We start from the raw sequence: 17,854 nt of genomic DNA, 5'->3' as shown, positions 1-17,854 counted from the left end.
AATTTAATCAATTTGGTATAAAGGTCGATTAACAGCATTCATCCATGGATCTAATCGACATTAGTACATCCATGTACGTCAAAGCCGTTGCAGCAATGCAGCGGTTTTTTGCTATGTGGAATTTGAGAGTGAATACCACAAGCAATCAACACATCGCGAGGCAAGCTCGCTCCTACCGCAGCATCAGCACTAGGCAGCGTGGTCGGAGGTGGTTTACCCGCCAAGCTATTGTGCTTGGCAGAAAAGAATAAAAGCATTACTTCGTAACATCGCGAGGTTTTCTAAACCTAAGTAATTGTATTAATTCTCCAACCAATTTGAAGGGTGAATTAGTATATTAATGTGCTCCTATCACCACATCAGCACTGTGCAGCATGGTGAGAGGATCAGTGAAGTACTATTCGACAGCTCCGTTATCCAAAAACTTAGCCATTCGATATATCGAATGGCTAAGTTTGTTGTAACTCTGAGAGGGCAAGGTGGTTAAATAACGCGAGAGAAGCGGGTGTTTTTGACTTGGTTTTGTAAGTAAGCATCAAAGCACATGCAGATGATGCGAATAAACAAATTGCCGTTACTTGTGACTTTTATGGTGTGTTCATTCAGCTCTACCAGTCCATCTGCTGCTAGCGGCTCTAGAGCGTTAATTGCTTGAACGAAATATTCGTCAAAATTTATATCATAACGTTGCTCGAACACCTTTTTATCTAACTCAAAATGACAAATAAGCTGTTTGATCACAGCCGCGCGTATTTCATCATCACCACTTAAGGTTATCCCTTTAGTGATCGCACATCTTTTATCACTTAAAGCATGATAATAAGGTTTTAACTCTTTCTCATTTTGCAAGATCATATGACCAATTTGAGAAATGGATGACACACCAAGACCTAACAGGTCGCACTCGCCATGAGTGGTATAGCCTTGAAAATTACGGTGTAGATGCCCTTCATTTTGCGCCACAGCCAGCTCATCGTCTTTTTTGGCGAAGTGATCCATACCGATGAATTGATATCCAGCAGTGGTCATCTGTTCCAGTGTTTGCTTAAAGATCTCAAGTTTTTCTCCCGCACTTGGCATGTCGGCTTCTTTTAGCTTTCGCTGTGCTGCAAATCTATCCGGAAGATGGGCATAGTTAAATACAGAGACTCTATCGGGAGAAAGCGCAATAAGTTGCTCAATCGTTTGCTTGTAGCTCTCTACTGTTTGAAATGGTAACCCATAGATCATATCCATATTAATAGATTTAAAACCGAGCGTTCTCGCTTCAGTTAAGGTAGCCAGCACTTCATCTAGATGCTGTGGGCGGTTTACCGCAGCTTGTACTTCATCATTAAAATCTTGTACGCCAAAAGACACACGATTAAATCCAAGCTCGTGTAGGTGACGCATCATATTTGGTGCAAGTGATCTTGGGTCTATTTCAATACCACGCTGTGCACTTTGAGAGAAGTTAAATGCACTATTGAGCATTTCGATTAGACGTGTCATTTGCTCTGTAGTTAAGAAAGTTGGTGTACCACCGCCTAAATGAAGTTGTTCTACACGATACTCAGAAAATAGCGGCGCTTTTGCTGCGATTTCTTGTGCTAAGTAATCTAGGTAAACGTCAGCTTTGGATTGATGACGAGTAATGATTTTATTACAGCCACAGTAGTAACATAGTTGATGACAAAAAGGGATATGAATATACAGCGAGAGTGAACGAGATTTAGAGCCCGTAATAGCCGCTTGTAACTCTTTTTGGCTATAACCAGACTCAAGCGATAAGGCCGTTGGATATGAGGTATATCTAGGACCAGATATATTGTACTTGTTGATAAGGGAATCATTCCAAATAGGTAAATTAATCACGATACGCACTCTCGAGTTTTATTAAGAGTGTCAGTGTACTTTTTACCGTCTGGGCTAGACTTGCCTCAGATCAAAACACGCCGCGATTGCGACGTGTTTTAGTGTTTGATTAAAGCTTAAATTGGTTTACTGTTGAGTTAAGCGCCTTGGCTAAGTCGTTCAAGTCGCGGGCTTCATCTGCCAGTACATTGGCGTGGTTAGCCGTGCTATTGACGAGCTCATTAATTTGGTTAAGGCTATTGTTAATATCTTCTGCAACAACGGTTTGCTGCTCTGTTGATGTCGCAATTTGATGGCTCTGGTCTTGTACTGTCGTGACCGACTCTGTGATTTCTTTTAAGGCATCAAGCACGGCTTGCGTTTCCTCTACGGTCCCCTCTGCGCGGTCTTGACCTTGCTGCATCATCACTGAAGCTTGTTGTGCAATTTGCTGTAAACGAGAGATCATATTGCGGATGTCATCGGTAGACTCTTGCGTGCGGCTTGCAAGCGATCTGACTTCATCAGCAACCACCGCAAAGCCTCGACCTTGCTCGCCCGCTCTGGCGGCTTCTATGGCGGCATTGAGTGCCAGTAAGTTCGTTTGTTCAGCAATACCGTTAATCACATCGATAACAGCACCTATGTTACTGGTTTCTTGTTCAAGTCCGGCAACCACTTTTGCGGCCTCACCAATATGAAGTGCAAGTTCAGTCATGACTTCTTGAGCTTGTGATGAACGTCCCGCACCTTCATTGGTAATACGTTGCACGACATCAGCAGCTTGGTTGGTCTCTTGTGCATTACGTGAGATTTCAGTCACTGTAGCTGCCATCTCAGTCACTGCCGCGCTTACGCTATCTACCTGTTCCTTTTCGCGCTGAATCTCACTGTTAGTATTGTTTGATACTTCACGCAATTGGGCGGAAGCATTACTTAATTGCTCAGCTTGTGCTGCGGTATCGAGCATCATTGCTCTAAGTTTATCGATGAAGGTATTCATATGAAGTGCGAGTTGACCAACTTCATCTTTACTGGTGATATCGATACGTCTAGTCAGGTCGCCTTCACCTGATGCGATATCTCGCATGGTTTCGGTAAGCGCTACAATCGGTTTGGTGATCATTTGTGTGGCGAGTAAGATCATTGCCACGATAATGGCTAAGATAATAATCAAGGCTGTGATTGTGCTCATTACGGCGTCATTCACCGGCGCTTCGATCAGCGACACCGGAATAAGCAGGCCAACGTGCCAATCCAATAGGGGGTTGTCTAATTTGACATTGTCATAAACAACATAATACGCTTCCCCTTTGAACGTGACCGTACTATTGCCAACGGGGTTACGCTTGATAGCGGCATTCAGACCGTCAAAGCCTGATGTATTGGCAAACTGGGATTCAAGACCATCCAAACCTTCCTTGCCTTTCTCGCCTTCATCTGTGGTAGAGAGTGAATGACCAGTGCGCTTGGATAAATGCACAACATTTAAATCACCATCGAGCAAAAAGCCAAAGCCTTTATCTTGAAATTTGATACGTTCAACCATATCGTTCAATTTATTGATCTGTAAGTCGACGCCACCCATAGCGACGAGTTTACCGCTATTATTGTAGATAGGTTGACGGATCACAGCAGACACCGCACCGGTATTGATATCGGTTGCAATTGGGCCGACATATAATTTACCTACATCAAGCGTATCTTGCCACCATGGGCGTTTATAAGCATAGTAAGGCCTGCCATCTGAATATGCTGATGTACGATCATTTTCTTTAAAATATTCACCGGTGTTTGCTGAGGCAATAAAGGCTGAGAGAATATTGTCATCACCTTTGGCGATCCTAACCAAGTCTTCATTGACCTCTTGATAGTCTTTATCTTTAGTCAGATCGGCGCCACGGGTATTATAATTTTCAAACCAATGAATGTTGTGAGGCGTAGAAACAAAGGTTTCAACTACTTTGCCGTATTGGCCAAAAAATGCTTCCATCGCTAATTTTTCGGCTTGAATATAGCTTTGCGTTTCTCGCTCAATACCATCTCGAGAGAGCGTTGCAATATGGCTGACGAAAAAGCTTGATGCGATAATTAATAATACGGAAATGGTGCCGCCAATTAACAGCAATATTTTCTTTCTAAGGGATAAATTCTCAAGCATGACAGTTCTTATTTTTAGCTTATGCAAACGGTAATCAAACCATAGATAAAAAGAGAACGCCACCGTTTGCGTTAACTTCTTTTACATTGATAATATAAGGTAATCCCCTGATTAAGGTGATATTCATATGAAAGTATTAAATCGCAGTCTGGTCGTACTGGGCGCCGGTTGGCTCGGTGAAGCGTTGTGTCGCGAAGCTGAGTTGCAAGGGTGGCAAATAGAAGGCACCAGAACCCAAGCTAGCGAGATGCATAGCTGGTCAAGGCAGCTGGTCTTGACTGAAAATGGCACCTTAGCGCACTCAATTTCTTTACACAACGCGTATTGGGTGTGTGCGATCCCACCAAGAGCGAGACATGTCGATAGTAACTATTTAGAAACGTTAGAACAGGCGTTGTTACTGGCAAAGAAGATGTCAGCAGCAGGCTTCTTATTGTGTTCGACCACTGGCGTTTATAGCACCGAAAATGGTGAATATGATGAACAGGGTAAGTTAGCGGATAAAGCCAACAGGCGTGTTGATATACTTAGAACTGCTGAAGAGATGGTGCTTAATGCAGGTGGTAAAGTGGTGCGCTTAGCAGGTCTTCAAGGTCCGGATAGGGAGCCTGGGCGATTTGTAGCAGGAAAGGCTTTGTCTAGCTCAGCGAATGGTAGAGTGAATATGGTTCATCGCGATGATGTTGTTACTGCAATCAATACCGTGATCGCGCAGTGGCAGGATGCAGCAGACGTTTATAATGTTTGCTATCCAGCGCACCCCACGAGACAGGCGTTTTATCAATATCACTGTGAAAAGTTAGGGACTGAGATGCCAAGTTTCGCTTCGACAAAAGAAGAAGCGCGCATTATCAAAGCCGAGCGTATTACCGAACTCGGCTTTGCTTATCATCATCCGATTGTTAATGAATCTGAGTTAGGCTGAAGGTAAGAGTTGTGCTGGTAGCAAGTGCGCCAGTGCAGCTTGACCCAGTAACGCATTAGCACTTTCAATATCCGGTGCAAAATACCTATCTTTGTCATAAAAGCTCACGACTGCTCGTAATATTTGCTGAGCTGTAGCCACTTTATCAGACGGCTTAAGTGGCGCTCTAAAATCTAACCCCTGCGCTGCAGCAAGATATTCAACTGCGAGTACACCTTGGGTGTTGTCAGCCATTTCCTGTAAGCGCCTTGCCGCAAAGGTTGCCATAGAAACATGGTCTTCTTGGTTTGCCGAGGTTGGGAGGCTGTCAACACTGCCTGGATGTGCGAGTGTTTTGTTTTCAGAGGCCAGTGCTGCAGCGGTGACTTGCGCAATCATAAAGCCCGAGTTTACACCGCCATTGTTAACCAAGAAGGGAGGCAGTTTTGATAAGCTCGAATCAATAAGCAGCGCGATACGACGTTCAGCCAATGCACCAATTTCAGCAATGGCAAGCGCTAGGTTATCAGCCGCCATCGCGATAGGCTCAGCATGGAAGTTGCCGCCAGAAATAATATCCCCAGCATCAGCAAATACCAGCGGGTTATCTGTTACTCCGTTGGATTCTACGAGGATAACCTCAGCAGCTTGGCGGATCTGAGTTAAACAGGCACCAAGCACCTGTGGTTGACAACGCAAGCAATAAGGATCTTGTACCTTTTCACAATCAACATGAGCATCACTTATTTCTGAGCGAGCCTGTAAGATATCTCTAAACGCCATTGCGGTGTCGATTTGACCTTGCTGACCACGGACTTCGTGAATACGCGCATCAAATGGCGAACGGCTGCCCATAGCCGCTTCAATGCTCATTGAACCAACGACACAGCTTTGTGCATAAAGATCTTCAGCTCTGAATAGGCCTTGCAGTGCAAAAGCTGTAGATGCTTGTGTACCGTTAAGTAGTGCGAGGCCTTCTTTTGCAGCTAAAGTAAGTGGTTCAAGTCCTGCTATTTTTAGCCCATCGATGGCATCGATAAGCTCGCCACGATAGCGAACCTGGCCTTCGCCAAGGATTGGTAAACACATGTGCGATAGTGGGGCGAGATCGCCAGATGCTCCAACGGAGCCCTTCTTGGGCACACAAGGATAGATTTCTGCATTCACCAAGGCCGCTAGGAACTCAATTACATCCAAGCGGATCCCAGAGAAACCACGAGAGAGTGAGTTGATTTTTAGCACCATCATTAGTCGAACGGTGTTATCGTCCATTAACTCGCCAATACCGGCTGCGTGCGACAGTACAATAGAGCGTTGCAGCAACTCTAATTCGTCTTTAGCAATTTTGGTGTTGGCCAGTAAGCCAAAACCCGTATTAATGCCGTAAACGGTGCGTCCTTCTTTGATCACTTGCTGAACGGTGTCTGCACTGTTAGCAATAGCGGCTTTCGCTGACTCGTCTAAGCTGAGATGAACAGGCTGTTGATTGACTTGTCGTAACGTGTTTAGAGTCAGTTGGCCTGGGATTAAATTCAGTGAGTACATACTTACTTTCCTTCCAGCATAGGTAAATCTAGTTTTTGTTCTTTCGCACAGTCTTTGGCTATGTCATAACCAGCATCGGCATGACGCATTACACCGGTACCTGGGTCATTCCATAGTACGCGAGATAAGCGAGCATCAGCTTCGTCTGTGCCATCTGCCACAATAACGACTCCCGAATGTTGGCTGAAGCCCATACCAACGCCACCGCCGTGATGCAGTGAGACCCAAGTTGCACCGCCAGCCGTGTTTAACAAGGCATTAAGTAACGGCCAGTCCGATACTGCATCTGAACCATCCATCATCGATTCCGTTTCACGGTTCGGACTGGCTACAGAGCCAGAATCTAAGTGATCACGACCAATCACAATCGGTGCTTTGAGTTCTCCACTTTTGACCATTTCGTTGAATGCTCGTGCTAAACGTGCTCTGTCCTTCAGTCCAACCCAGCAAATACGAGCTGGCAGGCCTTGGAATTGAATGCGCTCGCGCGCCATGTCTAACCAATTGTGAAGGTGTGGGTCGTCTGGGATAAGCTCTTTAACTTTCGCGTCTGTTTTATAAATATCTTCAGGATCGCCAGATAGCGCAACCCAACGGAATGGACCTATACCTTGGCAAAACAGTGGACGAATATAGGCAGGAACAAAACCCGGGAAATCAAAGGCGTTATCAACCCCTTCTTCTAAGGCCATTTGGCGAATGTTATTCCCGTAGTCAGTTGTTGCGGCTCCGCGTGATTGCAGCGTTAGCATGGCTTGTACTTGCACTGCCATAGATTGTTTTGCGGCTTTTACAACCGCTTGTGGATCGCTTTCGCGAAGCGCGGCTGCCTGAGCCATAGTCCACGTTTGCGGTAAGTAGCCGTTTAATGGATCGTGCGCAGAAGTTTGATCGGTCACTACGTCAGGCGTGATATTACGCTCAACCAATTCAGCATACACATCCGCTGCATTGCCCAGCAGGCCAACCGATACAGGTTGCCCAGCAGCTTTCGCTTCATCAATGATAGCTAGCGCATCATCAAGTGTGGTTGCCTTTCGGTCGACATAACGTGTGTTAAGACGAAAATCGATTCGTGACTCATCACACTCAACAACAAGGGCGCTAAAACCTGCCATTGTTGCCGCGAGTGGTTGTGCGCCGCCCATCCCGCCAAGACCACCGGTTAAGATCCACTTGCCTTTTGCTTCACCATTAAAGTGTTGCTTTGCCATTGCCACAAAGGTCTCGTATGTGCCTTGTACTATGCCTTGTGAGCCAATATAGATCCAAGAACCAGCGGTCATCTGGCCGTACATCATCAGGCCTTTTTTATCGAGTTCGTTAAAGTGATCCCAGTTAGCCCAATGTGGTACTAAATTTGAGTTAGCAATTAATACGCGAGGAGCGTTGCTATGAGTTTTGAATACACCAACAGGTTTACCTGATTGCACCAGTAAGGTTTCGTCTTCTTCTAAGCGGTCTAACGTTTCAACGATTTTATCGAAGCATGCCCAGTCGCGAGCGGCGCGGCCAATACCACCATAAACCACGAGTGCATTTGGGTGCTCAGCAACTTCAGGGTCAAGGTTATTCATCAACATGCGCTTTGCGGCTTCAGTAAGCCAGTTCTTTGCGGTAATGTCTGTACCTCGTGGCGCGCGGATCTCGCGGTTAGGGTCTAATCTTGGGTTATCACTCATTCTGCTCTCTCCTGTTGTATATACAACCTAAGTGAAACGTCTAGTTGTTGCGATTGCTTAGTTTCGCTAGGTTGTTAGTCTATTTGTATTGCATGGCAATCTAGGCCGCCATGTCGTTTTGATTTACCTGTCGCGATGTTTGGCGACACTTTATGTGTTACGACCTTTGCTTAAAGGTGAGATGACCACCTAAGCGATATTTACTGCCTGGCGAAATTAATCTTGCGAAGCTAACAATCCCTTTTGCAGACCAAGTTCGGCGGATCATTTGTAAGCATGGCTCTTCATTATAAAGCCCAAGCCACTGGCAAACCTCTGGTGATGGCATAACCGCTTCAACGGTGTGTCTAGCCTCTGTGAGTGGCGCAACTTGAGATAAATATTCATGAGGGGTAGTCAGTTCAAAGTTTTGGTCTAAATACTCCGGTGCCAACTGCGGATTGACAAAGCGTTCTTCGACTTGTAGTGGCTGTTCATTTTCATTATGTACAATTACGCTTCTATAGACCGGTGCGTCCGCCTCTACACCCAGTGCAATGGCGATAGGCGCTACTGCCGCAATAAGCTCAAGCGTTAGTACGGTGCAAGAGTACTTGCCATTGCGTGCGTTGACCTCGTCGGCAATATTGCGGATCTCAAGTAACGAAGACTGAGATTTAAAACTGGCAACAAAAGTACCTAGACCTTGGCTACGAGTTAAAATTCCGGCCTCAGTTAACTCGCTTAATGCTCGTCTTGCGGTCATTCGGCTAACATTAAATTGGTCAGCTAACTCATTTTCCGACGGCACGCGTTCGTTTTCAAGCCAGCGGGCGGCGCGAATATTATCGATAATATATTGTTTTATCAGCGCAAATTTAGGGAGCTCAGGCACAATTGTTGTCTCGAGTTCATATTTATGTAAATAAAGATGGCACACTTCTCTTGTATATACAAGTATCCCTGATAGACTCAATGGATAAATCTCATAGTGAGTTTATTTTAATGTGTTGGTATTTGGATTTGATTTAGATTAGGACAAGTATGATGTTAGAAGCCGATTTGCTTATTATCGATGTCAATATTGCAACTATGGATCCCAGTTTGGATACCCCTTATGGTGCGATAGAAAACGCAGCGATCGCCATTAAAGATGGCAAAATTAATTGGTTAGGCCCTCGTCGTGAACTACCTGAGGTTGACGCCATTGCAACCCCTATTCATAAAGCCAATGGTCAATGGTTGACCCCAGGGTTAATCGACTGTCACACGCATATTTTATTTGCCGGTTCTCGGGCCAACGAATTTGAGCAACGATTACTGGGAGCGTCATATCAAGAGATTGCTGCGCAAGGTGGTGGTATCGCAAGTACCGTTACGGCGACACGATTAGCAGACAGAGAAACGCTGTATGTTAACGGTAAGAACCGCTTGAATAGTTTACTCAAAGAAGGGGTTACCACGGTTGAAAGTAAATCGGGTTACGGCCTAGACGTTGAAAATGAGTTAAAGCTGCTAGAAATTAATCAATTGCTTAATGAGCATCACCCAATTGATGTGCAGAGCACGTTCTTGGGCGCGCATGCATTACCCCCAGAATACAAAGACAATAGCCAAGCCTACATTGATTTAGTGTGTGATGAGATGCTGCCACAAGTTGCTTCACGCCAATTAGCAACGGCTGTTGATGTATTTTGTGAAAACGTGGGATTTACCTATCAGCAAACCGAGCAAGTATTTACTCGAGCACAACAGTTGGGGTTACAGGTTAAATGTCATGCTGAGCAGCTATCTAATCAACATGGCAGCGAGCTGGTGGCAAAGTTTAAAGGGCTTTCAGCGGATCATATTGAATATCTTGATGAAGCTGGTGTGGAAGCGGTGGCGAAAGGGGATGTTACTGCGGTACTTTTACCCGGTGCCTTTTATTTCCTACGAGAAACGCAATTACCACCAATTGACTTGCTCAGAAAGCATAAAGTAGCAATGGCACTCGCGAGCGACTTCAATCCAGGTACTGCGCCTTTGTGCTCACTGCGATTAATGCTGAATATGGCATGCACATTATTTAGAATGACACCGGAAGAAGCGCTTAGCGGTGTTACGGTTAATGCTGCGAAGGCCTTGGGGTTGAGCGACCGTGGAGTATTGAAAGTTGGAACGCGCGCAGACTTAGCGTTATGGGACATTACCCATCCTGCACAGTTAAGTTATCAATTTGGAGTAGCGGACCTGTCAAATTTGTGGATCTTAGGTAAACTTAATCAGTAATGATCCTTTTATAAGCAACAAATTATGCTTTCAATTTCAACAGCTAGTGGCGGAGCCACGGAATTTTTGCTGTCTGAAGGAATAGCGATACTAATTACGCCAATGATGGCTGGCATGGCCGGAGCCATTGTAATGGGGGCGTTAGCATTAATGCTGCAGCGCCCCTCTGGTATGCTCAAGCTGGCTCACCTTAGCAGTGCAACACTTGCAATACTGCTCGCCTTTACGGGCAATATCACTACATTACATTTACTTACTTTGACGCTACTTCTGTACTTGTTCCATGGCCTGCAGGAGCATAAAAGTGGTTTGTTGTTAATAAGTGCGGCGTCAATAATCACTTTGGTAATGTGGACTGTATCTGAATATCTGTGGGCGCTTCCTGCACAACATGGTGCAATTGTTATCGTATTTATGTATGTTCTTTTTCTTGCCTATCAAGCGTATAGCAGCGCAAATGAATTTGAGTTAAAAGAACACGATGATTCCCACACCGAGCATGAAAGTTTGGGGTTACCTGGACGGCAAAGCTTTAAACGTGCTTTTAATGAATATCGCCAAACGGAAGGGAGTCCTTGTATGCTCGTACTTGTTCGTCTCATGGGCTTCGAGCAGGTGAATTTTCATTTAGGGCGTGAGTTTGGTGACTTGCTGTTAGCTCAGTCGGCTAATCGTATTGCGCAATGTTTGCAATCAGGTGATGTTATGGCCATCACTCATGGCAATGAAACTGCGAAAATGGCGCATCTAGGTGGTCTTAACTTTGCGTTTGTATGTTCGTTAAAGCATGGTAAGCACTTTCATGAGCAGCTGATAGAGGAAATATCAAACAGCACTTTAAAGCCATTCAATGTTGGTAGCTGTACGTTAGAGATCATGATGCGTGCGAGTTACGTGAATTGCGATGAAGAAATGGGTCAACTTGAGAACCTGATTTCTTGCGTGTTTTTAGCGCTAGATACACAATCAGAAGCGCATCAGCATAGTCATCAACAAGTCGTACCGTATCAACAACGTATGCAAATTCATCGACTGGAGCAACAGGTGAGGTTGTCGGAGTTAGCTAAAATCAACTTTAGATCTGAATTTGAGCTCTATTTTCATCCTGTCGTTCGTCATGAAGATAACAGCATTGAGTTTGTGGAATTACTGTTGCGTTGGCAGCATCCAAAGCAAGGGATTTTAAGTGCCAATGAGTTTATTGATGATATTCGTTTAGTTGGACTTGCCATTCCCGTTGCTGAATATGTACTAGAGCGTGCTTGCGAAATCGCATTGGCACTGAAAATGGAAGGGATCAGCGTTCCCATCAGTATTAATGTTTTTGGGGCTGAGCTCTTGAGCGAAAGCTTTATCGAGTTTATTGACTACACCATGCTCAACCATCAGTTAAGCCCAGGTGCTATCATTATCGAATGCCCAGCTAGTATGCTTGCCGAACTAGATGAGCAAGAAATTGCGATGATCAGTCGTTTGAAGAACTTGGGTGTAAAAATGTGTGTCGATAGCTTTGGTGATGCGCCGCTGGTGCTAGCTAAATTACCCGCACTGCGTTTTGAGTACGTGAAACTGTCGCGTAATATGACACAAGAACCTGAGCATATGGGGCATACCAAATCTTTGGTAAAAGGTATTGTAGAAATGCATCAAGAAAAGCACTGTCGCGTGATTGGCGAGGGTATTGAATCTCTCGGGCAACTCGAATTTGTAAAAAGCATTGGTACGGTGGCAGCGCAAGGGTTTTACTTTTCTCGGCCACAGAACAGTAATATTTTGATCAGTTGGCTGAAACAAAGGCTGCCTCAATAACTAGGAGCGGCTTACCTTTACATAGGTTTTGGCTGTGACAGTGTTCAGCGCCTCTGTTGACGAGTACTTAAATAAGCGTTTGCAAGGTTCGTTAGTATTTGGCCGCAATGTTCGATGCCCACCTGCTCACCAAGTGGGTGTCTAGCCGGAGCTGCTTCACATAAGTGCAAATATTTAGCATTTCGAGCCTGAGCCATACGATAAACAAAATATTCGGCATCGCTAGTTGTGAAGCCTTGATAGGTCAGGGCACTTGCAGGCATACCGACGATGGCATCAACGTCTAACTCTACACCTAATGGGATGTCGCTTGGCATGGTTGCCAACGCTTTGTCGAGTGAGGCTGATAAACTCTGAGTTTGTCTGGTTTTTATCGTTTGATAACTTGAAAACCCGAATCCAGCGCTTTGCAATTGAGTAAGGATCGTTTGGTTATTTTTGTGCTCATGCAAGCCGATGACATGGTAATGCGACAAGCTACCAGCTTGATGCGCGTAACTGAAGCCATTACCACTATGTCTGCCTTCACAAGCTCTAAAGTCAGCATGAGGGTCAAAGTTGATGGCACCAGCGGCACGTTTGCTGGCCTCAAAATGTGCCTGCAAAATACCAAAAGCATTATTGTGACCACCACCGATGATGATCGGCTCCAAGCCTGCAGCAAAGATAGGTGCTAGGGTAGCAATCACTTGGTTGTCGAGGTCGGCACAGAGGGCGCGTAACTGCGCTAGTTGATCGCTATTGGTGTTATCGAGCGATAGTGCGCGCGTTTGAATAGCTAGGGTATCCACTTCGCCTAGCAGTAAAATCTTATCTCCCGACAAAAACTGGTTATCGGGCTGGTTTAAAAAACGTTTTAAGAAGGCTTGCCAACCAAGCTCGGCACCACCTTGCCCGCAATTGGCGCGCGGACCTATATCCTCGGGGATCCCCAACAAGACATAGCGGATCCCAAACTGGGCCGCGTCTCTAAGCGAAGCTGCGTAGTCATGATCACATTGTAAAAAGCTTATGCTTTGCCAAATTCTGGTTTCACCGGCTCTGGCGCTAACAAAAGTGGCAATATCGCTTTCATCATATATACGGACTGCTGTACTCATGACTGTTACTTCTAGTGTTTAATTGTCTTCGTTATCATCTTCTAAAATTAACTCTTCCGCAGAGATGATAATGCCCGTGGAGTCGGCGTAAACAAAATCATCTTCGTAAAAAGAGACACCTGCGAAATTAACGGGAATGCCAACTTCACCGCTGCCACTGCTATCTGCTGCCACTGGGATAGAAGCGATTGCTTGAATGCCAATATCGCTTTCTTCTAGTTCATCAACATGGCGTACCGCGCCGTAAACGATGATGCCTTGCCAGTTGTTCTCGACCGCCAGCTCAGCTAAATCAATATCAACCAGTGCACGACGAGTTGAACCACCACCATCAACGAGCAGCACACGACCGGTACCGTCTTGTTGTAGTACATCTTGGATCTGCTCATTGTTTTCAAAACATTTGACGGTAGTGATACGACCACTAAATGACGTCTGGCCGCCAAAATTGATGAACATAGGCTCTAGCACATCAACCACATCAGCAAAGTGGTCGCAAAGATCAGAAGTGCTGTATTCCATATTGAATCCTCGAATATTGATTGTCGATAACCAGTATACTCTCATACTTGTGCTTAGCAATGCTTTGATTCAACTTACATATTTGTGTCTTAAAAGTGTCACCCATTTGTTATTTTGCTCTTCTATGCTGATATTGTGAGCAATTAGGCGTGACTCGAATGATGAAAGCAAAACTAGCCGAGCTGGACGCTGCATTATACTTTGTAGTGTTTTGCCCTAAACCAAGAAACTGGTTTAGATTGATAGCATTAGGTCTATCCAAAAGTGGCAACGGTGGACTTTATGTGTTGGTCGCAATTGCGTGCGCTCTGTTTTTGGAGCAGCTAGGTCAGCAATTTGCACTCACCGTGATTTTGGCCTTTGCAATTGAAAGGCCGCTTTACTTCTATCTAAAAAATCGTTTTGCACGATTACGGCCATGTGACTGTTACGCAGTGAAAGCCTTGTTGACGCCGAGTGATAAATTTAGTCTGCCTTCGGGGCATAGTGCTGGTGCTTGGCTATATGCGACTTGTTTAATGGAGCAAATTCCACTGGTTGCGTTTCCGTTGATGATTTGGGCTTCAGGGGTGTCATTGTCACGCGTAATTGTAGGGGTACATTATCCACTTGATGTGGTGCTTGGTGCGGCAATGGGTGTTGCTTGTGCAAGTTTAGCGATAGTGATATTAGGAAGCGTATGAAAATACTATATGGTGTTCAAGGAACGGGAAATGGCCATACTACTCGAGCTCGGGTAATGGCAAATTGCTTTCGCAACATGGGAATTTCTGTTGACTACTTTTTTTCAGGACGCCCTTCGGAAAATTATTTTGATATGCATGACTTTGGTGATTATCGGAGTTGTCGAGGGTTGTCATTTGTTACCGAGCGTGGCCAATTAAATCGTTTAAAAACTTTCCAATCGCTCAAGTTTGGTGAGTTTATCCGCGATGTAAAAAAGTTAGATGTATCAGGTTATGATCTGATCTTTAACGACTTTGAACCTGTCAGTGCATGGGCTGGAAAGCTGGCAAAGGTTCCGGTGATAGCGATGAGTCATCAAGCGTCATATTTATATGATGCAGTTCCACAATTTGCCGTACAGCCTTGGCATAGAGCTTTGATCCGGTATTTTGCACCAGCTGATATTCATCTGGGTGTGCATTGGCAACCATTTGATAAGCATATTATTCCGCCTTTTATTCCTTATGAGGCAGAGCAAGAGCAGTGTGCATCTATAATTAATAAAGTCCTGGTTTATCTGCCGTTTGAAGCTTTGGATAGCATTATTGAATTGTTAAAGGATTTCCCTGATAAGGAATTTTACTGCTATCACCCAGATGCCGACAACGCTTCGTTGCAACATATTCACCTGAGAAAGCCAAGTCGATCTGGGTTTATTCAAGACCTGAGAAATACCAGTGGCGTAATTGCAAATGCTGGGTTTGAGCTTTCTAGTGAAGCGTTAAAACTCGGTAAAAAACTGCTTCTTAAGCCATTAGATGGTCAATTTGAACAGCAGAATAATGCACAGACGCTTGCCGAGCTCGGTCATGCCCAAGTGATGAATTACCTCAATGCTGGTGCGCTGGAAGAATGGCTACGAACAGACGCGAAAGCATCGTTTTATTTTCCATCCGATCCCAGCTTGCTAGTGAACTGGTTATTGGGACGTCAATGGCACAATGTTGATTTATTACACAGTCAACTTTGGTGTGGTGTTAATAATTTGTATGTGAAAGCGGCGTAAATATATTATTTTGTAATATGAACCCAGAATAATTACCTATTATGAGGCAAGGGCGGAAGGCTTCAGCTATACTTTAGCCAGTCTATTAACATTGTAGGTAAGCCGATGGCGGTATTAGAAAATCTGACTATCAGACGTCGTTTGCAAGTGAATGCATTAGTGGTAGGGATTGCCTTGGTGGTTATGTTAATTATGATCATGTACGAAGCTCGTACTATGCTGAAATTGAATGAAACCATTCAATATGCAGAAGAGCTCGACATTCATGAATTAGCAATGCGCAAACACGAGAAAAATTTCCTTTTTTACAAGCAGGTAGATTCACTCGATGAGTTTGAAAACGAGTATCGTGAGCTACAAACTAAGCTCGCTTTGTTGCAAGGTACTTTTTCTGATTTTGATATTGATTTAGGTCGGATCAATGAATTCGAACGTTTAGCAAAAAGTTATTACGATGACTTTCAAAAAGTGGTGCAGTTACAAAAAACGATCGGCTTGCATCCAAAAGATGCCCTGTACGGTGAGCTTCGTGGTGCGGTACATGAGGTAGAAACTCTGTTAAAAGAGCAGCAGAACTATCAACTCCTTTCAACTATGCTGCAGCTTCGCCGAGCTGAAAAAGACTTTATGCTACGTTTTGATATCAAATACTTGAAACGGTTTGACGAGCTAGTTGCACAGTTTTCTCAGGAAATACGTAGTGCTGGGTTTAACGCTCAATATCAATCTAAGTTGCTTAGCTTATTGAACACCTATCAATCCAAATTTGCGAGTTTAGTACGAGCACAAGAAGCACTTGGCTTAGATTTAACGAGCGGTGCGCTTGGCAAGATGAAAGTGAGTGTTGAGAAAAGTGATGCGGTGGTCTCTGAAGTCGTGGAGCAGGCAAAAGCAGAGATCAAAGAAAACGTTGACAAAACTCAGATGCTTGCCATCGGTGTATTTGTTGTTGCAAGTATTATCGTGATGACACTTGTGCTATCGACTAGTCGCTCAATTATTCAGCCCGTAGAGCGCGTTTATCAAACCATTGAGCGCATCCGTCGTGAAAATAATTTAAGTCTACAAATTGAACAAATCGGTAATGACGAAATCACGATTATGACCCGTGATTTTAATAGCTTAATTTCTGACTTTAGAGATCTCATTGCTGATGTGAATGGGGCGTTGGCAACTATTAATGAAGCCACGGATCATTTAACGGAGACAACAGCCCAAACGAGTACTGGTATGGCTGAGCAGTTGCACGAGGCGGATATGGTCGCAACCGCTGCGACCGAGATGCAAGCGACGATCCAAGACATTTCTCATAATACCGGTGAAGCGGCGCATAAGGCTGAGACAACCAATGAAAATGCGCAACAAGGTCGTCGTGAGGTCACAGCAACAATTGAGCACATCATGCAGTTATCGGAATCGTTAGGTGGTGCTTCAAGTGTTGTTGCTCAGTTAGAGCGTGACGGTGAAACTATTGGCTCGGTCTTGGATGTGATCCGTGGTATTGCAGAGCAAACAAACTTACTTGCACTAAATGCTGCTATTGAAGCTGCACGTGCGGGGGAGCAAGGTCGAGGTTTTGCTGTTGTAGCGGATGAAGTTAGGTCACTTGCGCAGCGTACTCAAGACTCCACACAAGAAATCGAAAGCATCATTTCTACACTGCAGCAGCGTACACGAGAAGTGGTGAATATCATGGAGCAATGTCGTGAACAAGGCAATGAAAGTGTGTCACAAGCTGAAAAAGCAGGGGAGTTGCTCAGCATGATCACGCAAGATGTACAAACGATTATGGAAATGAGCACGCATATTGCGACGGCAATTGATGAACAAAACCAAGTTGCTTCAGAAGTGAATAAAAACGTGGTTAAAATCAGAGACATTGCGCAAGGTGCGTCAGAGCATGCTCGCTCTAATGCGCAAAGTAGTGAAGAAGTCGCAGAGCAAGCGCGGGTATTACACGAAGCTGTTGCTAAGTATCAGGTATAAACACCAATTCAACCTGAGGTTCTTATGTCAAAGCCCCACTTAATTTATAGTGGGGCTTTTTATTTAACCTGAGGTTTGGATGAGAAATGAGCTAGCTTATTATTTTTAAAGTTCTGGTTGATTGTAATACCAATTGAATTAATTCTCTAATCAAATTGAAGGGTGAAATAGCATATTAGCTTCGTTAAAAATTTCTCATATAGAACAACTAAATAGCAAAATTTTTAGCCTTGCTACTAAAGCTATTTCCCCGCTTCAAGATGGATCATTTACTTAATACAACTGGTATCATTTCGTTCATGTGAAAGTAGAACATCCTACTTCGTAGCT

Annotated in this window: 14 protein-coding genes; 6 read left to right on the top strand and 8 right to left on the bottom strand. The window is 44.5% G+C overall.

The window, feature by feature from the left end:
- Positions 1-50: 50 nt before the first annotated feature.
- The 3 genes from CWC03_RS17630 to CWC03_RS17620 form a co-directional block, all read right to left on the bottom strand.
- The gene (locus tag CWC03_RS17630) at positions 51-257 is read right to left on the bottom strand and encodes a hypothetical protein (RefSeq protein WP_138583001.1); all 207 of its coding nucleotides are present in this window, start codon (positions 255-257) and stop codon (positions 51-53) included.
- A gap of 226 nt (positions 258-483) precedes the next feature.
- Positions 484-1,854, bottom strand: coding sequence for an oxygen-independent coproporphyrinogen III oxidase (gene hemN / locus CWC03_RS17625; protein ID WP_138583000.1), 1,371 nt, complete (start codon positions 1,852-1,854; stop codon positions 484-486).
- A 109-nt stretch (positions 1,855-1,963) separates the two neighbouring features.
- Entirely contained in the window at positions 1,964-3,994 is a 2,031-nt protein-coding gene (locus tag CWC03_RS17620; protein ID WP_138582999.1) for a methyl-accepting chemotaxis protein, read from the bottom strand.
- 127 nt (positions 3,995-4,121) lie between these two features.
- On the opposite strand from CWC03_RS17620, the gene CWC03_RS17615 reads away from it, so the two are divergent.
- The gene (locus CWC03_RS17615) at positions 4,122-4,919 is read left to right on the top strand and encodes a Rossmann-fold NAD(P)-binding domain-containing protein (protein ID WP_138582998.1); all 798 of its coding nucleotides are present in this window, start codon (positions 4,122-4,124) and stop codon (positions 4,917-4,919) included.
- Here CWC03_RS17615 and hutH read toward each other — a convergent pair.
- From hutH to hutC, 3 genes are all read right to left on the bottom strand, one after another.
- The gene (gene hutH, locus CWC03_RS17610) at positions 4,911-6,443 is read right to left on the bottom strand and encodes a histidine ammonia-lyase (RefSeq protein ID WP_138582997.1); all 1,533 of its coding nucleotides are present in this window, start codon (positions 6,441-6,443) and stop codon (positions 4,911-4,913) included. The two genes, CWC03_RS17615 and hutH, sit on opposite strands and share 9 nt — an antisense overlap.
- A 2-nt stretch (positions 6,444-6,445) precedes the next feature.
- Positions 6,446-8,125 carry a urocanate hydratase gene (hutU, locus tag CWC03_RS17605; RefSeq protein ID WP_138582996.1) on the bottom strand — a complete coding sequence of 560 codons (1,680 nt, stop codon included), beginning with the start codon at positions 8,123-8,125 and terminating at the stop codon, positions 6,446-6,448.
- Positions 8,126-8,282: 157 nt separating this feature from the next.
- A complete protein-coding gene (gene hutC / locus CWC03_RS17600; protein WP_138582995.1) occupies positions 8,283-9,044 on the bottom strand; it encodes a histidine utilization transcriptional repressor HutC in 762 nt (253 codons plus the stop codon).
- A 107-nt stretch (positions 9,045-9,151) separates the two neighbouring features.
- Between hutC and hutI the strand changes: the two genes are divergently transcribed.
- Both hutI and CWC03_RS17590 read left to right on the top strand, forming a co-directional pair.
- A complete protein-coding gene (gene hutI, locus CWC03_RS17595; protein ID WP_138583002.1) occupies positions 9,152-10,375 on the top strand; it encodes an imidazolonepropionase in 1,224 nt (407 codons plus the stop codon).
- A 24-nt stretch (positions 10,376-10,399) separates the two neighbouring features.
- Positions 10,400-12,184, top strand: coding sequence for an EAL domain-containing protein (locus CWC03_RS17590; RefSeq protein WP_138582994.1), 1,785 nt, complete (start codon positions 10,400-10,402; stop codon positions 12,182-12,184).
- A 44-nt stretch (positions 12,185-12,228) separates the two neighbouring features.
- On the opposite strand, the gene CWC03_RS17585 is transcribed toward CWC03_RS17590, so the two are convergent.
- Together CWC03_RS17585 and rraA are read right to left on the bottom strand one after the other, a co-directional pair.
- Positions 12,229-13,284, bottom strand: a complete 1,056-nt coding sequence (locus tag CWC03_RS17585; protein ID WP_138582993.1) for a formimidoylglutamase — start codon at positions 13,282-13,284, stop codon at positions 12,229-12,231.
- An 18-nt stretch (positions 13,285-13,302) separates the two neighbouring features.
- The gene (gene rraA / locus CWC03_RS17580) at positions 13,303-13,806 is read right to left on the bottom strand and encodes a ribonuclease E activity regulator RraA (protein WP_010607046.1); all 504 of its coding nucleotides are present in this window, start codon (positions 13,804-13,806) and stop codon (positions 13,303-13,305) included.
- Between the two features lie 158 nt (positions 13,807-13,964).
- Here rraA and CWC03_RS17575 point away from each other — a divergent pair, with 158 nt between their 5' ends.
- The 3 genes from CWC03_RS17575 (at position 13,965) to CWC03_RS17565 (ending at position 17,524) form a co-directional block, all read left to right on the top strand.
- The gene (locus CWC03_RS17575; RefSeq protein ID WP_138582992.1) at positions 13,965-14,489 is read left to right on the top strand and encodes a phosphatase PAP2 family protein; all 525 of its coding nucleotides are present in this window, start codon (positions 13,965-13,967) and stop codon (positions 14,487-14,489) included.
- Complete coding sequence (locus CWC03_RS17570) at positions 14,486-15,538, top strand: MJ1255/VC2487 family glycosyltransferase (protein ID WP_138582991.1); 1,053 nt, start codon at positions 14,486-14,488, stop codon at positions 15,536-15,538. The genes CWC03_RS17575 and CWC03_RS17570 overlap by 4 nt, the downstream gene beginning before the upstream one ends.
- Positions 15,539-15,643: 105 nt before the next feature.
- Positions 15,644-17,524, top strand: coding sequence for a methyl-accepting chemotaxis protein (locus CWC03_RS17565; RefSeq protein ID WP_138582990.1), 1,881 nt, complete (start codon positions 15,644-15,646; stop codon positions 17,522-17,524).
- Positions 17,525-17,854 lie beyond the last annotated feature (330 nt).

Source organism: Pseudoalteromonas sp. S2755, assembly GCF_005886535.1.
In the GTDB taxonomy this organism is placed as follows: domain Bacteria; phylum Pseudomonadota; class Gammaproteobacteria; order Enterobacterales; family Alteromonadaceae; genus Pseudoalteromonas.
This window is presented reverse-complemented; position numbering and strand designations above follow the sequence as displayed.

What these genes read in the sequence shown, in the direction of transcription:
- CWC03_RS17630 (WP_138583001.1), bottom strand. Translation starts at nt 257, where the DNA reads ATGCTTTTATTCTTTTCTGCCAAGCACAATAGCTTGGCGGGTAAACCA.
- CWC03_RS17620 (WP_138582999.1), bottom strand. Translation starts at nt 3,994, where the DNA reads ATGCTTGAGAATTTATCCCTTAGAAAGAAAATATTGCTGTTAATTGGC.
- CWC03_RS17615 (WP_138582998.1), top strand. Translation starts at nt 4,122, where the DNA reads ATGAAAGTATTAAATCGCAGTCTGGTCGTACTGGGCGCCGGTTGGCTC.
- hutH (WP_138582997.1), bottom strand. Translation starts at nt 6,443, where the DNA reads ATGTACTCACTGAATTTAATCCCAGGCCAACTGACTCTAAACACGTTA.
- hutU (WP_138582996.1), bottom strand. Translation starts at nt 8,125, where the DNA reads ATGAGTGATAACCCAAGATTAGACCCTAACCGCGAGATCCGCGCGCCA.
- hutI (WP_138583002.1), top strand. Translation starts at nt 9,152, where the DNA reads ATGTTAGAAGCCGATTTGCTTATTATCGATGTCAATATTGCAACTATG.
- CWC03_RS17590 (WP_138582994.1), top strand. Translation starts at nt 10,400, where the DNA reads ATGCTTTCAATTTCAACAGCTAGTGGCGGAGCCACGGAATTTTTGCTG.
- CWC03_RS17585 (WP_138582993.1), bottom strand. Translation starts at nt 13,284, where the DNA reads ATGAGTACAGCAGTCCGTATATATGATGAAAGCGATATTGCCACTTTT.
- rraA (WP_010607046.1), bottom strand. Translation starts at nt 13,806, where the DNA reads ATGGAATACAGCACTTCTGATCTTTGCGACCACTTTGCTGATGTGGTT.
- CWC03_RS17575 (WP_138582992.1), top strand. Translation starts at nt 13,965, where the DNA reads ATGATGAAAGCAAAACTAGCCGAGCTGGACGCTGCATTATACTTTGTA.
- CWC03_RS17570 (WP_138582991.1), top strand. Translation starts at nt 14,486, where the DNA reads ATGAAAATACTATATGGTGTTCAAGGAACGGGAAATGGCCATACTACT.
- CWC03_RS17565 (WP_138582990.1), top strand. Translation starts at nt 15,644, where the DNA reads ATGGCGGTATTAGAAAATCTGACTATCAGACGTCGTTTGCAAGTGAAT.